General features: G+C 73.3%; 13 protein-coding genes. 11 read left to right on the top strand and 2 right to left on the bottom strand.

Annotation, left to right across the window (positions count from 1 at the left end):
• Positions 1-10: 10 nt before the first annotated feature.
• The 7 genes from FVS66_RS31400 (at position 11) to FVS66_RS31370 (ending at position 6,815) form a co-directional block, all read left to right on the top strand.
• Positions 11-1,027 carry a TIGR03842 family LLM class F420-dependent oxidoreductase gene (locus FVS66_RS31400; protein WP_149184651.1) on the top strand — a complete coding sequence of 339 codons (1,017 nt, stop codon included), beginning with the start codon at positions 11-13 and terminating at the stop codon, positions 1,025-1,027.
• A 333-nt stretch (positions 1,028-1,360) separates the two neighbouring features.
• The gene (locus FVS66_RS31395; protein WP_149184650.1) at positions 1,361-1,894 is read left to right on the top strand and encodes a hydrogenase maturation protease; all 534 of its coding nucleotides are present in this window, start codon (positions 1,361-1,363) and stop codon (positions 1,892-1,894) included.
• A 196-nt stretch (positions 1,895-2,090) separates the two neighbouring features.
• Positions 2,091-3,281 carry a 4Fe-4S dicluster domain-containing protein gene (locus FVS66_RS31390; RefSeq protein WP_149184649.1) on the top strand — a complete coding sequence of 397 codons (1,191 nt, stop codon included), beginning with the start codon at positions 2,091-2,093 and terminating at the stop codon, positions 3,279-3,281.
• Positions 3,278-3,796, top strand: coding sequence for a cyclic nucleotide-binding domain-containing protein (locus tag FVS66_RS31385; protein WP_149184648.1), 519 nt, complete (start codon positions 3,278-3,280; stop codon positions 3,794-3,796). Before FVS66_RS31390 ends, FVS66_RS31385 begins: the two co-directional genes overlap by 4 nt.
• Entirely contained in the window at positions 3,793-4,671 is an 879-nt protein-coding gene (locus FVS66_RS31380) for an FAD/NAD(P)-binding protein (RefSeq protein ID WP_149184647.1), read from the top strand. The genes FVS66_RS31385 and FVS66_RS31380 overlap by 4 nt, the downstream gene beginning before the upstream one ends.
• Positions 4,672-4,689: 18 nt before the next feature.
• Positions 4,690-5,472, top strand: coding sequence for an oxidoreductase (locus FVS66_RS31375; RefSeq protein ID WP_149184646.1), 783 nt, complete (start codon positions 4,690-4,692; stop codon positions 5,470-5,472).
• Positions 5,469-6,815, top strand: coding sequence for a Ni/Fe hydrogenase subunit alpha (locus FVS66_RS31370; protein WP_149184645.1), 1,347 nt, complete (start codon positions 5,469-5,471; stop codon positions 6,813-6,815). Before FVS66_RS31375 ends, FVS66_RS31370 begins: the two co-directional genes overlap by 4 nt.
• A gap of 116 nt (positions 6,816-6,931) precedes the next feature.
• On the opposite strand, the gene FVS66_RS31365 is transcribed toward FVS66_RS31370, so the two are convergent.
• Positions 6,932-8,092 carry an RNA-guided endonuclease TnpB family protein gene (locus FVS66_RS31365; protein ID WP_187645777.1) on the bottom strand — a complete coding sequence of 387 codons (1,161 nt, stop codon included), beginning with the start codon at positions 8,090-8,092 and terminating at the stop codon, positions 6,932-6,934.
• A 23-nt stretch (positions 8,093-8,115) separates the two neighbouring features.
• Between FVS66_RS31365 and tnpA the strand changes: the two genes are divergently transcribed.
• Positions 8,116-8,544 carry an IS200/IS605 family transposase gene (tnpA, locus tag FVS66_RS31360; RefSeq protein ID WP_149184644.1) on the top strand — a complete coding sequence of 143 codons (429 nt, stop codon included), beginning with the start codon at positions 8,116-8,118 and terminating at the stop codon, positions 8,542-8,544.
• A 222-nt stretch (positions 8,545-8,766) separates the two neighbouring features.
• Positions 8,767-10,203: an amidase gene (locus tag FVS66_RS31355; protein ID WP_149184643.1), complete on the top strand. Its 1,437-nt coding sequence runs from the start codon at positions 8,767-8,769 to the stop codon at positions 10,201-10,203.
• Here the strand turns inward: FVS66_RS31355 and FVS66_RS31350 are convergent.
• A complete protein-coding gene (locus FVS66_RS31350; protein WP_149184642.1) occupies positions 10,175-10,906 on the bottom strand; it encodes a hypothetical protein in 732 nt (243 codons plus the stop codon). The genes FVS66_RS31355 and FVS66_RS31350 overlap by 29 nt on opposite strands.
• A gap of 344 nt (positions 10,907-11,250) precedes the next feature.
• Between FVS66_RS31350 and FVS66_RS31345 the strand changes: the two genes are divergently transcribed.
• Together FVS66_RS31345 and FVS66_RS31340 are read left to right on the top strand one after the other, a co-directional pair.
• Positions 11,251-12,081, top strand: a complete 831-nt coding sequence (locus tag FVS66_RS31345; RefSeq protein ID WP_149184641.1) for an inositol monophosphatase family protein — start codon at positions 11,251-11,253, stop codon at positions 12,079-12,081.
• Positions 12,082-12,216: 135 nt separating this feature from the next.
• Positions 12,217-13,650, top strand: a complete 1,434-nt coding sequence (locus tag FVS66_RS31340; protein WP_149184640.1) for an NAD(P)/FAD-dependent oxidoreductase — start codon at positions 12,217-12,219, stop codon at positions 13,648-13,650.
• Positions 13,651-13,721: the final 71 nt, after the last annotated feature.

Here is a 13,721-nt window from a genome sequence, read left to right as displayed (position 1 = left end):
GAGGCCCCCCATGGACTTCGGACTCGTTCTCCAGACGGACCCCCCGGCCTCCGAGGTCGTCAGCCTGATGAAGCGTGCCGAGCGCAACGGGTTCCGCTACGGCTGGACCTTCGACTCCGCTGTGCTGTGGCAGGAGCCGTTCGTCATCTACAGCCAGATCCTCGAACACACGACAAAGCTGCACGTGGGCCCGATGGTGACCAACCCGGGCACCCGCACGTGGGAGGTCACGGCCTCCACCTTCGCCACCCTCAACGACATGTACGGCAACCGCACCGTGTGCGGCATCGGGCGCGGCGACTCCGCGATGCGCGTCGCCGGCCGCAAGCCCAACACGCTGGCCCGGCTCGGGGAAGCCATCGACGTCATCCGCGACCTCGCCGAGGGACGCGAGGCCCAGGTCGAGGGCCAGGCCGTCCGCATTCCCTGGGTGAGGAACGGCCGACTGCCGGTGTGGATGGCCGCGTACGGGCCCAAGGCGCTCGCGCTCGCCGGGCGCAAGGCCGACGGCTTCATCCTCCAGCTCGCCGACCCGTTCCTGACGGAGTGGATGGTCAAGGCGGTACGGACCGCTGCCGAGGAGGCCGGCCGCGACCCCTCCACCCTCACGATCTGCGTCGCCGCGCCCGCGTACGTCACGGCCGACAGCTCGGCCGAGGCGCTGGCCCACGCACGTGAGCAGTGCCGTTGGTTCGGCGGCATGGTCGGCAACCATGTCGCCGACCTGGTCGCCCGGTACGGCGAGCACTCCTCGATGGTGCCGGACGAGCTCACCACCTACGTCAAGAACAGGCACGGCTATGACTACAGTCACCACGGCCGCGCCGGTAACCCCTCCACCGACTTCGTCCCCGACGAGATCGTCGACCGCTTCTGCCTCCTCGGCCCCGCCGAGGCCCACATCGCCAAACTCCGCCTGCTGCGGGACCTCGGCGTCGACCAGTTCGCCGTCTACAACATGCACGACGCCAGGGAAGCGACCGTCGACGCGTACGGCTCCGAGATCATCCCGGCCTTCAGCCTCTGACCGTCGTCGTGGCCGGAGCGGACCGCCCGGCGGACGTGGCGTCGGGCTCGGCGAAGGCCGTCGTGTTCGCGACGGGCGCGGCCACGGAGTCCGGCCGGACCTTCCGGCCGGCGGCGGTGGGGGCGCTGGGCTCGACGACCGTGGTGTGCGCGGACCACGCAGCTCGCCACCGAGAGCCACGACGTGCCCGTGGGCCACGACGTGCCCGTGGGCCACGACGTGCCCGTGGGCCACGACGTGCCCGTCGTCGACGTGCGGCCCGGGGACCGCGGGGCCGGCCGACCGGGGCCTCCGCGCGAGCGGAAGCACCCTCCGTCCGGAAGGGTTGGTGCCATGGGGCACTCGGCGCACATCGCGGTCATCGGCATCGGCAACGAGTTCCGGCGGGACGACGGCGTCGGATGGGCCGTGATCAGGCGGCTGCGGGAACGCGCCGCCCGGCGGTCCCTGCCACCGGGCACGGTGCTCGGGACGTCCGACGGAGAGCCGAGCCGGCTCATCGCGCTGTGGGAGGACACCGCCCTCACCGTCGTCGTCGACGCCGTGCGCACCCACGGCGGCAGCCCGGGCCGGGTGCACCGGCTCACGGCCGAGCACCCGGACGCGTACGCGACAGGTGCCGTCACCTCGCACGGGCTGGGCCTCGGCGAGGCCGTCGAACTCGCCCGCGCACTGCGACGGCTGCCCCGGCGCCTGTGCGTGTACGCGGTGGAGGCCGCCGACATGTCGCTGGGCACCGGCCTCACGCCCGCCGTCGGGGCCGCCGTCCAGCCGCTGGCGGAGCGCATCGAGGCCGAGGCCCGGCACCACCACGGCACCGGCCCCCGCCGCGCCCCGCCGGCACCCGGACCGGTGAACCGCCCATGAGACGTCTGGACGCGCCCGGCTCGCGGCCACCGCGCCCCGGCAGCACTCTGAAGGAGCCCGGGAGGAGCCCGGGACGAGCGGGTCGTGCCGAGGCCCATCGGCCTGTGCCCAGGCGACCGGGACCAACCGCACTGGAAGAGTGTCGTCCGAACCCCCGGAGCGCCGCGGTGGGGCCGGCGACGCGGAGGTGAGAGCGATGGCGGACACGGCCGTCCCGAGGACGGACCCGGGTACCCCGACGGCGGTGATCGACCGGGACGGTCTCGACGTGCTCGTGCGGGAGCTGCGGGCCCGCGGGCACACCGTCATCGGGCCGACGGTCCAGGACGGGGCCGTCGTCCTCGCCGAACTCGACTCCGCGGCCCTGCTGCCCCACGGCTGGGGCGTGGAGCACGAGGCCGGCCACTACAGGTTGCGGCGCCGTGAGGACGAGGCGGCCTTCGCCCACAGCGCGGGACCGCAGTCCTGGAAGAAGTACCTGCACCCCCAACGCGTACGCCAGTGGACCGCCGACCGAGACACCGACGGGCGGCTGACGGTACGGGCCGAGGAGCCCGACCCGGTGTCGTACGCGTTCCTCGGCGTACACCCCTGCGACCTGCGTGCCATCGGCATCCAGGACCGGGTGCTGAGCGGAGGCCGCCACGCCGACGAGGGATACCGGAGCCGGCGGGCACGGGCGTTCGTCGTGGTGGCCGAATGCGGCGAGCCCGGTGCCACGTGCTTCTGCGTGTCGATGGGCACGGGCCCCGGTGTGTCCGACGACGCGGGATTCGACCTGGCCCTCACCGAGCTCGTGGACGGCGGCCACCGCTTCCTCGTCCGCGCGGGCACTCCTGCCGGGGCGGAGGTGCTGTCCGCCCTGCCGCGCCGTACCGCGGACCAGGAGACGCGGGAGGCCGCCCGTGACACGGTGGCGAGGGCGGCCGACCGCATGGGGCGGTCGATGCCCCCTGTGGACCTGCGGGACCTCATGGCCGACACCCGTGAGGCCGAGCGCTGGAAGGACGTGGCCTCCCGCTGCCTCACCTGCGGGAACTGCACCATGGTCTGCCCCACCTGCTTCTGCACCACCACCGAGCAGGTCACCGACCTCACCGGCGACCACGCGGAGCGCTGGCAGCGCTGGGAATCCTGCTTCGACCTTGACTTCTCCCTGCTGCACGGCGGCCCCGTACGCACCTCGGGGCTCAGCCGTTACCGCCAGTGGCTCACCCACAAGGTCGGTACCTGGCACGACCAGTTCGGCACCTCCGGCTGTGTCGGCTGCGGACGCTGCATCGTCTGGTGCCCGGTCGGCATCGACATCACCGAGGAGGCATGGGCGCTGGACCAGGAGCGGTCCGGGACACCTGAGCAGGCTCCCGAAGGACCCGCCACGTCATGACGGACGACGCCACGACCGGCGGCGGCACGACCGGCGACGCGCCCCCGGGGCGGGGTCTCTTCGCGGCGCTGCCGCGGCACGGGGCGGAGGCGCTGTCCGCCCTCGCGGCGGACGTCGCGTTCACCGCCGGGAGCCGCCTGTTCGAGGAGGGGCGTCCCGCCGACCGCTTCTGGGTCGTCCGCACGGGGACGGTCGCGCTCGACACGCACATTCCCGGACGCTCCGCGGTCGTGGTGGAGACCGTCGGCGCCGGGGAGCTGGTCGGCTGGTCCTGGCTGGTTCCGCCGCACGAGTGGCGGCTGGGCGCGAGCGCGACCACGGCGGTACGCGCCTGGCAGTTCGACGCCTCCGGTGTGCGGGACCTGTGTTCCCGGGACCCGGTGCTCGGGCAGGCGCTCGCCCTGTACGTCGCCGGCGTCGTCGGCCACCGCCTGGAGGCCACCCGCACCCGGCTGCTGGACCTGTACGCGCCGCGCCCCGTCGACGTGCCGCCTGCCGGGGGAGCCCGGCGATGAGCGCCCCGGCCGCCGGTGCCGGGACCGCCGTCGGCGCCACCGTGCCGGTGCCGTACCGCGTGGTGCGGCACCGGCCGCAGACCCACGACACGACCACCCTCGTCGTGGAGCCGACCGGGCCCGCCCTCCCGCCCTTCGCGCCCGGGCAGTTCGCGATGCTGTACGCGTTCGGCGTCGGCGAGATCCCCGTGTCCGTCAGCGGCGTCACCCGGCCGGGGCACGGTCCCGGGCGCGCGGGGGGACACCGGCAGGAGCACACCGTCCGCGCGGTCGGTGCGGTGTCGGCCGCCCTCCGCGACACCGCGCCCGGCACCGAGATCGGCGTGCGCGGCCCGTTCGGCACCGCCTGGGACCTCACCCGGGCGCACGGCCGCGACGTGCTGGTCGTCGCCGGAGGTATCGGCCTCGCGCCGCTGCGGCCCGTGGTGCGCGCGGTCCTCGACGACCGGGAACGGTACGGGCGGCTCAGCGTCCTGGTCGGTGCCCGAGCCCCTGCCGAGCTGCCCTTCCGCGCCGACCTCGCCGACTGGACCGCGGTACCCGGGGCGCACGTGGCGGTCACCGTGGACCGCCCGGATCCCGGCTGGCGTGGCGAGGTCGGTGTGGTGACCACCCTTCTGGACCGCGCCCCGTTCACCCCCGCCCGCACGGTCGCGCTGCTGTGCGGACCGGAGGTGATGATGCGGGCCACCGCCCGTGATCTACTGCACCGCGGCGTACCCGCCGAGGCCGTACAGGTCTCCCTGGAACGCAACATGCACTGCGCGACCGGGCACTGCGGCCACTGCCAGCTCGGCCCGCTGCTGCTCTGCCGGGACGGGCCCGTCGTGGGCTACGACACCGCCGGACCGCTGCTGACCTACCGTGAGCTGTGACGGGGAGCTGTGACCGACATGACCGACGAGGCACGCGCCCGCCCCCGGCTCGGCGTCTTCAAGTTCGCCTCCTGCGACGGCTGCCAGCTGACCCTGCTGGACTGCGAGGACGAGCTCCTCGCGATCGCGGAAGAGGTGGAGATCGCCCACTTCCTGGAGGCATCCAGCGCCGTGGAGCCCGGCCCGTACGACCTGTCCCTCGTCGAGGGCTCCATCACCACGCCCGACGACGCCGAGCGCATCCGCCGGGTCCGGGAGGAGTCCCGCCACCTCGTCACCATCGGGGCCTGCGCGACCGCCGGAGGAGTCCAGGCCCTGCGCGACTTCGCCGACGTCGAGGAGTTCACCCGGACCGTCTACGCCACGCCCGCGTACATCGACACCCTCGCCACGTCCACGCCCATCTCGGCACACGTCCCCGTCGACTTCGAGCTGCGCGGCTGCCCCATCGACCGCGGACAGCTCGTGGAGGTCATCACCGCCTTCCTGCACGGCCGCAGACCGGACGTTCCCGACCACAGCGTGTGCTTCGAGTGCAAGCGGCGCGGCACCGTCTGCGTGACCGTGGCCCACGGTACGCCCTGCCTCGGCCCCGTGACGCACGCCGGCTGCGGGGCGCTCTGCCCCGCGTTCGGACGCGGCTGCTACGGCTGCTTCGGCCCGTCCCGGTCCACCAACCTGCCTGCCTACATCCCGGTCCTGCGCCGCGACGGCATGGACGACCGGGACATCGAACGGTTCCTGCGCACGTACAACGCCGCCGCCTTCGAGGACCCCGCGGTACGGGAGACCCGCCCGTGACCCGCGACGAGTCCCGTGTCCTGCGTGTCGGCGCCCTCAGCCGCGTGGAGGGCGAGGGAGCGCTGCACCTGCGGATCCACGACGGCACCGTCGCCGAGGCACGGCTGGAGATCTACGAACCGCCGCGGTTCTTCGAGGCGTTCCTGCGCGGCCGGGGCCACACCGAACCCCCCGACATCACGTCCCGGGTGTGCGGCATCTGCCCGATCGCCTACCAGATGAGCGCGTGCCAGGCCATCGAGGACGCCTGCGGCGTCACCGTGGACGGCCCGCCGGCGGTCCTGCGGCGGCTCGTCTACTGCGGCGAATGGATCGAGAGCCATGTCCTGCACATCCACCTGCTGCACGCCCCCGACTTCCTCGGCTGCGCGAGCGTCGTCGAACTGGCCCGCACCCACCGGGCGCACGTGGAGCGCGGTCTGCGGCTGAAGCAGACCGGCAACGCAGTCATGGAGCTCCTCGGCGGCCGCGCCGTCCATCCGGTGAACGTCCGGGTCGGCGGCTTCCACCGCGCCCCCACCCGCGCGGAACTGACGCCCCTGACCGAGCGACTGCTCCGCGCGCGCGACGACGCGTGGGAGACCGTGCGCTGGGTGTCCGGCTTCGAGTTCCCGGACGCCACCACCGACGCCGACCTGCTGGCCCTCGCCGCACCCGGGACGTACGCCATCGAAACGGGAACGCCGACCGTCCTGCCCTCCGGCTCCACGGCCCCCTCGCGCGCCTTCGGGCTACGGGACTTCACCCGGCACGTGACCGAGGAGCAGGTACCGTACTCGACCGCCCTGCAGTCCCGTCTGGACGGCCGCCGCCATCTGGCGGGCGCGCTCGCCCGCTACGCCATCAGCGGCCATCTGCTGTCGCCTGCCGCGCGTGAGGCGGCTCGCGAGGCCGGTCTGTCCGCGCCCGGCGACGGCGGAGCCGTGTGCCGCAACCCGTTCCGCAGCATCGTGGTCCGGGCGATCGAGGTGCTGTACGCCGTCGACGAGGCCCTCCGCCTCATCGACGCCTACGAACCGCCCGCGCGCCCGTCCGTCGACGTCGTCGCCCGGGCAGGCACCGGCCACGGAGCGACCGAGGCGCCGCGCGGCCTCCTCTACCACCGCTACACCCTCGACGGCGACGGCACCCTCACGGATGCCCGGCTGGTTCCGCCGACCGCCCAGAACCAGGGTGCCATCGAGCACGACCTCCGCCGCCTCGTCGAGGACGAGATCCGCCGACGCGGCCTGCCCGACGACGACACGGAGCTCACCGGCCTGTGCGAGCGTGCCATCCGCAACCACGACCCGTGCATCTCCTGCTCGACCCACTTTCTCCGACTGGACATCGAGCGCACGTAAACAACACGGCCCCTAAAGGAACTGAGCTTTCCGGCTCTGGGTCCCTGTGAGGCTCCGCTTATGCTCCCGACTGCCCCCTACGACAGGGCGGTCACGGGTCACATCGCCCGGCCCCGCTATGCGGGGCCGGGTTGGGGCATGTTTACGAATACCCACGCCGTGGCCCCTCGCTGTGCGATGTTGACCCCGGCGACGTGGTCGGCCGGCCCAGCGAGGCCGCACCGACGACAAGAGAAGTGGTCCCGAGTGCGGCGGTTGCCGCGCTCGGTGTGGCCGCAGCGCGGGCAGCGCTGCGAGGTGTAGGCCGGGTCCACCTCGATGAACGGCACGCCGGCACGGCGGGCCTTGTACTCGATGAACGAGCCGAGTTGGTGGAACGGCCAGGAGGACTGGCGTGCTCGCTGGTCGCGGGGAACCGTAACCCGCTCGCGGATGCCCTGGAGCTGTTCCAGGGACAGGCCGCGCTCGGTGCGTTGGGCGACAGCAACGACAGTCTTTGAGACCTTGTGGTTGACGTGGGTCGCGTGCCGGGCCTCGCGGCGGGCACGCTTCTTGAGGAGCTGGGCAGCGCTGCGGGTGCGCTTGGCCTGGATCTCGGCCTTCTTACGGGCCTGCCAGCGCCGGTACCGGCCCAGGCGGCGGCCGGAGTGGTTGTCCCCGTCGCTGGTGGTGGCGAGGTTGTTAATGCCCCGGTCCACTCCGATCCAGCCCTTCGGCTCGAACACCTCGGGCTCGGCGATGTCGATGGTGGCGACCAGGAACAACTTGCCGTCCCGCCCGATCAGATCGGACTCGCCCTTGCGGTGCTCGGTGAGCTGCTTGAGCGCGGCCGGAGAGCAGGCGAACCGCACGTTCTTGACCCGACCGCTCAAGGTCCAGATGGACACGGTCTGGGCGTCGTAGTTCCAGCTCAAACAGCGATCGTCATACGTGTGCGCCGCGTCGGACCGGAAGGTGATCGGCTTCGACTCGACCTTGCGGCGGCGTTTGGAGCCTTCCGGGCCGAGGTTCCCGGCCTTGATGCCTGCGCGCAGCGTCGTATACGCGTCGGCGACGCGCTTGATGATGTGCTGCGCGGCCTGCGCCCCGAAGCCACGGGCCTTCAGCTCGCCGTAACACAGCTTCCGCAGCTCGCGGACGGAGCCCTTGAGGCCGAAGTGTTCGAACGACACCTCGGACACCCGGTTCGCGGCCTCGTTCGCGGCATGCAGGGTCGACTCGATCGCCGGTGCCTGCACAGCATCCGGCGTGAGTTTGACCTGCACGACGATCTTCATACGAGCACCGTACCATCGTGTCTATGTCACCTCGATGGGAACCAAATCCCGATATCCGCAGGGGCCGTAGTGTCGTGTACGCCCTGCACGCGCATCTGGTCTTCACGCCCAAGTACCGGCGGAAGGTGTTCACCGACGAGATCCTGTCGCGCTGCGAAGAGATCATGCGGGAGGTGTGCGCCAAGGCGAACGTGGAACTGCGCGAGTTCAATGGCGAGACCGACCACGTGCACCTCCTGGTGCACTACCCGCCGCAAGTCAAGCTGTCTGCGCTGGTCGGCTCCCTCAAGGGCGTCTCCGCCCACTACCTCCGCAAGGAGTACCCCGACCACATCAAGCGGTACCTGTGGGGCGAACGCTTCTGGTCCCCGTCCTACTTCGCCGCCTCCTGCGGCGGCGCACCGCTCGCCGTGATCAAGGAGTACATCGAGAACCAGAAGCGTCCCGACTGAGGTCAACAGTGCGGACCCGTGCTCCGGTGCGGGTCACCCCTATCTTGAGAAGCAATTCCTCCCGAGCCCTGAAGGGGCCGGGGTTCCTTGCTAGATCATGCTGAAGCCGCTCGCGGACTACGGCTGGGCGGTGGGGCTCGCCGCCTCGCTGCTGCTGTATGCGGCCCTGATGTCCGGCCGGGCCGCTGACACGGAGGTTACGCGCCAGTAGGCTCCGCTGGTATGACCACTCACGCGGCGGTAGCGGACCTCGGACTCGCCGAACAGGCAAGGCAGTTGAGGGAGGGCCTGGTCACCTCCACGGCCCTGGTGCGGGCCTCGCTCGACCGGATCGAGGCGACCCGCACCACCCTGAACGCCTTCCGCTGCGTACGGGCCGAAGCCGCCCTCGCCGAGGCAGCGGAGGCCGACCGGCGCCTCGGCGCGGGAGAGGCCCTGCCGCTGCTCGGCGTGCCGGTCGCCGTCAAGGACGACACCGACGTCGCCGGGCTGCCCACCCGCTTCGGCTGCGCGGGCGACATCCCGCCCGCCGAAGCCGACGGGGAGGCCGTCCGCCGGCTGCGCGCCGCCGGGGCGGTCGTCGTCGGCAAGACCAACTCCTGCGAGCTGGGCCAGTGGCCGTTCACCGAGGGCCCCGCCTTCGGCGCCACCCGCAACCCGTGGAACCACGGCCACACCCCGGGCGGCTCCTCCGGCGGGTCCGCCGCGGCCGTCGCCGCCGGGCTGGTGCCCGCCGCGCTCGGCTCCGACGGGGCCGGCTCCATACGGATCCCTTCCGCGTGGACACACCTCGTCGGCATCAAACCGCAGCGCGGCCGGGTCGCCGTCCACCCGTACGACGACTGCTTCGAGGGCCTCACCGTCAACGGTCCCCTGGCGCGTACCGTCGCCGACGCCGCGCTCCTGCTCGACGCCGTCTCGGGGGCGCACCCCGGCGAGCGGTTCCGGCTGCCCGCCATCGACGCCTCGGCGGCCGCCCGCCGCGAACCGGGGCGACTACGGGTAGCGCTGGCCTGGCGGCCGCCGTTCACCGCCACGCCCGCCCCGCTGCACCCGGACGTACGCCGGGCCGTCACCGCCCTGGCCGAGTCGCTCGCCCGGCTCGGCCACACCGTCGAGGAGGCGCGGCCGCGGTACGGGCTGATCGGCCTGAGCTTCCTGCCTCGCGCGACCGCCGGGATCGCCGCGTACGCCGACCGGCACCCCGACCCCGGGCTCCTGGACCCGCGCACCCGCGGCGCGACCCGCACCGGCCACCGCCTCGGCGGCCGTGCCCTGCGCGCCGCCCGCGCCCGTGAGGCGCGTCAGCACCGACGGGTGGGCGCCCTGTTCACCGCGTACGACGTGATCCTCACGCCCACCACGGCCGCGCCGCCCCCGCGGATCGGCACCTTCGACGGCATGCCCGCGTGGCGCACGGACCTGACGATGGCCGCGGCCTGCCCGTACGCCTGGCCGTGGAACGTCCTCGGCTGGCCCGCCGTCAACGTCCCCGCGGGCTTCACCCGCGACGGCCTCCCGGTCGGCGCGCAACTCCTCGGCCCCGGAGGCGGGGAGGAGCGCCTCGTCTCGCTCGCCGCCCAGTTGGAGGACGACCGGCGCTGGTACGAGCACCGCCCGCCGGTCGCGCTCAGTCCGGCGAGCCCCAGGCCGTCGTGAGCCCGTCCAGCCACGCGGGCGGCAGTTCGGCGGCGTCCCACTCCTCCCGCAACGCCGACGACGCCGTGGCGAGTCGTTCCAGTACGGCGACGCTGGTGGGGGAGTGGACCAGGGAGTAGCGGCCGTGGACGGCGACGGAACTGCCGGGCCCGTACTCCGCGTAGAGGCGCTCCAGGCGCGCTCGGTCGGCCGAGGTGAACTCCGCCAGCCGCCCGGCGTATCCGGCGCGCTGCCTGGAGTTCATGGTGCCGAGGACGGCGGTGAGTACCTGCTCGGAGACTTCGGGATCGAGGTCGGACACGGCGGTGAACGAGAGGTACAGAGGCATGACCGCCGCCTTGGCCCGCTCCACCTGCATCCTCCTGACGGGAGGGCGGGCGTCCGGAGCGGCATCCGACGGATCGGAGGCGACGGCGCGCCGTAGCGCCCCTTCGGCGAGGCGGCCGAGTTCATCGGTGACGACCCCGGCCCCGTCGAGCCAGCCGGCCTCGTACAGCTCGCCCTTCTCCGTCGGCGCGCCCCGCCCGGTCACGCGGACCTCCTGGTGCGCGAGGGCGAGGGCGCCCGCCTCGACGAGCCCGATCAACTCCTCCGCGTCGCCGGAGTAGACCCCCGCGCGGCCGAGGAGCTGGAGGAGGGTCTGCTTCGCGTTGCGGACACTGACCGCGTCCAGCTGCTGCCGTCCTTCGTCGACGGCGTCCATGGGGTCCTCCTCGTCGCATGAGCCGTGCGGCGCGCCTCCGTGGACGCTCCGTTCGGGGCCGATGGTGTCGTGTCCTACAGCGACATCTTGACACCGAGCGGGTGCCCGTGGCGCCCGTGTCGTCGCCCGGGCTGACGCGGCCGTCTGCCGGAAGCCGGTGTCGGACTCCCGGCGCGCCCGCCCCCAGCTCCGGCCGGCCGCGCACCACGCGCCCGGGCGTCGTGACCGTCGAGTCCCGCCCGGACCCCGCCGTGGTCGCCGAGCCTGCGCCGTCGGCGCCTGAGATCACCGCACGTCACCGTCCGTACACCCCGGGTGTCAGCGGGGCGTGGTGTGATGGAGGCATGATCGATGACCTGCTTGACGACTCCGGTTTCCTGTCCGCCGCCGAGGACGCGGTACGCGCGGCCGCCGCCGACGAGGTGATGCCGCGCTGGCGGCAGCTCGCCGCGCACGAGGTCGACCAGAAGACGGGTCCGCACGATCTGGTGACCATCGCCGACCGCAGCGCCGAGACGCATCTGGCGAAGGCGCTCACGGCGCTGCTGCCCGGCTCCGTGGTGGTGGGCGAGGAGGGCGTCCACGCCGACCCGGCGGCCTACGCGGCGGTCCGGGGCGATGCCCCCGTGTGGATCGTCGACCCGGTCGACGGCACCCGCCAGTTCGTCCGCGGCGAGCCGGGCTTCTGCACACTCGTGGCTCTCGCCCACCACGGCGTACTGCTGGCGTCCTGGACGTTCGCCCCCGCACTGGGCGAGATGGCCGTCGCCGTACGCGGCAGGGGCGCCCGGCTGAACGGCGCGGAGCTGCGGGCGGGCTCGCCCGCCCGGGGCGCGGTCCTGCGGGTCGCCACGGCCCACCCCGACTTCGCCACGCCCGCGCAGAAGCGCGCCCTCCTGGGCCTCGCAGTGGAGGGCGTCGACGCCCGGCCGTGCGGCTCGGCGGGGCTGGCGTATCTGGCCGTGGCACGCGGCGACTCCGACGCCGTCGCGTTCACCTGGGAGTACGCCTGGGACCACGCGGCGGGACTCCTCCTGGTCACCGAGGCGGGCGGCGCGCACGTCACGCTCGACGGCGTCCCGTTCAGTGTCACGGGCGGCAACACCCTGCCGTTCACGGCGGCCCGGGACGCGGCGACGGCGGCACGGATACGATCCCTGCTCCGCGCGCAGTGACGCGCTCCCGATGACGGACCGACGGGTCAGGTGACGACGGGTCAGGTGACCGACAACGACCGCCCGGCGCCTGCCCGTCCGGTGCGGCGCAATATCCTGGCCCTCCTGGCCACCGGCTGACGAAGGAGTCCGAAGGTGCCGTCGATGCTCGATGCCGTCGTCGTGGGGGCGGGCCCCAACGGACTGACGGCCGCCGCCGAACTGGCCCGCCGCGGCTTCTCCGTGGCCGTCTTCGAGGCGCGGGAGGCGGTCGGGGGCGGAGCGCGCACGGAGGAGCTCACACTCCCCGGCTACCGCCACGACCCGTGTTCGGCGGTGCACCCCCTCGGCGTCGGCTCGCCCGCCTTCAAGGCCATGCCCCTGGACCGCTACGGCCTGGAGTGGCTGCACGCACCGCTGCCCATGGCGCACCCCTTCGACGACGGCACGGCGGCGGTCCTGTCCCGCTCCGTCGCCGAGACGGCCGCGTCGTTCGGCCCGCGCGACGCAGGTGCGTACCGCCGCCTGGTCGCTCCGTACACCGGCAGGTGGGACACGCTCGCCCGGGACTTCATGTCCCTGCCGATGACCGCCCTGCCCCGCGACCCGGTCACCCTCGCCCGCTTCGGCCTGACCGGCCTGCCGCCGTCCACCTGGCTGATGCGCCGCTTCCGCGACGACCGGGCCCGAGCCCTCTTCGCCGGGCTCGTCGCGCATGTCATCGCCCCCCTGGGCGGCCTGGCGACCGGTGCGATCGGCCTCGTCTTCGCCCTCGCCGCCCACGCGAACGGCTGGCCCGTCCCGCGCGGCGGCTCCCAGTCGATCTCGGACGCCCTCGCCGCGTATGTGAAGGACCTGGGCGGCGCGATCCACACCGACTACGAGGTCAAGCGACTCGACGACCTGCCGCCCGCCCGCGCCTACGTCTTCGACACCTCGCCCACGGCCCTCGCGCGCATCGCGGGACTGGGCCGGTACTACGACGGCTACCGCTACGGCGCCTCGGTCTTCAAGATCGACTACGCGCTCGACGGCCCCGTCCCCTGGACCGCCGAGGAGCCCCGCCGTGCCGGCACCGTCCAGATCGGGCCCGGCAGCCACGACATCGCGACCGCCCTGCGGCAGGCGTCCACCGGAACGGCCCCTGACACGCCCTTCCTGATCACCTCTCAACCCAGCCTGGTGGACCCGGGCCGCGCTCCCGCCGGGAAGCATGTCTTCTGGGCGTACGGCCACGTCCCGAACAGCTGGCAGGGCGACCTCACGGAGGCGATGGAGCGCCAGATCGAGCGCTTCGCCCCCGGCTTCCGCGACCTCGTCCTCGCCCGCGCCACCGCCGGCCCGCCCGAAATGGCCGCCCGCAACGCCAACTACGTCGGCGGCGACATCGCCTGCGGTGCGGCCCGCGGCCTCCAGCTCCTCCTCCGCCCCCGCCTGTCCCTCCACCCCTACAGCACCCCGCACCCGGCGGTCTTCCTCTGCTCCTCCGCCACCCCACCCGGCCCCGGCGTACACGGCATGTCGGGCCACAACGCGGCGAAGGCCGTCTGGCGCCACCTCCGCGCCATGAACCACGACACGAAGTCCTGAGCGGACGACGAACGGCCGCCATGAGCCGGCGCGCGGCCCAGGGGGCCCCAGAGGGCCCGCCAGGGAAAGGG

Source organism: Streptomyces sp. TRM49041, assembly GCF_008271805.1.
In the GTDB taxonomy this organism is placed as follows: Bacteria; Actinomycetota; Actinomycetes; order Streptomycetales; family Streptomycetaceae; genus Streptomyces.
The sequence above is the reverse complement of the archived record's forward strand: the minus strand, read 5'-3'. Positions and strand labels throughout refer to the sequence as shown.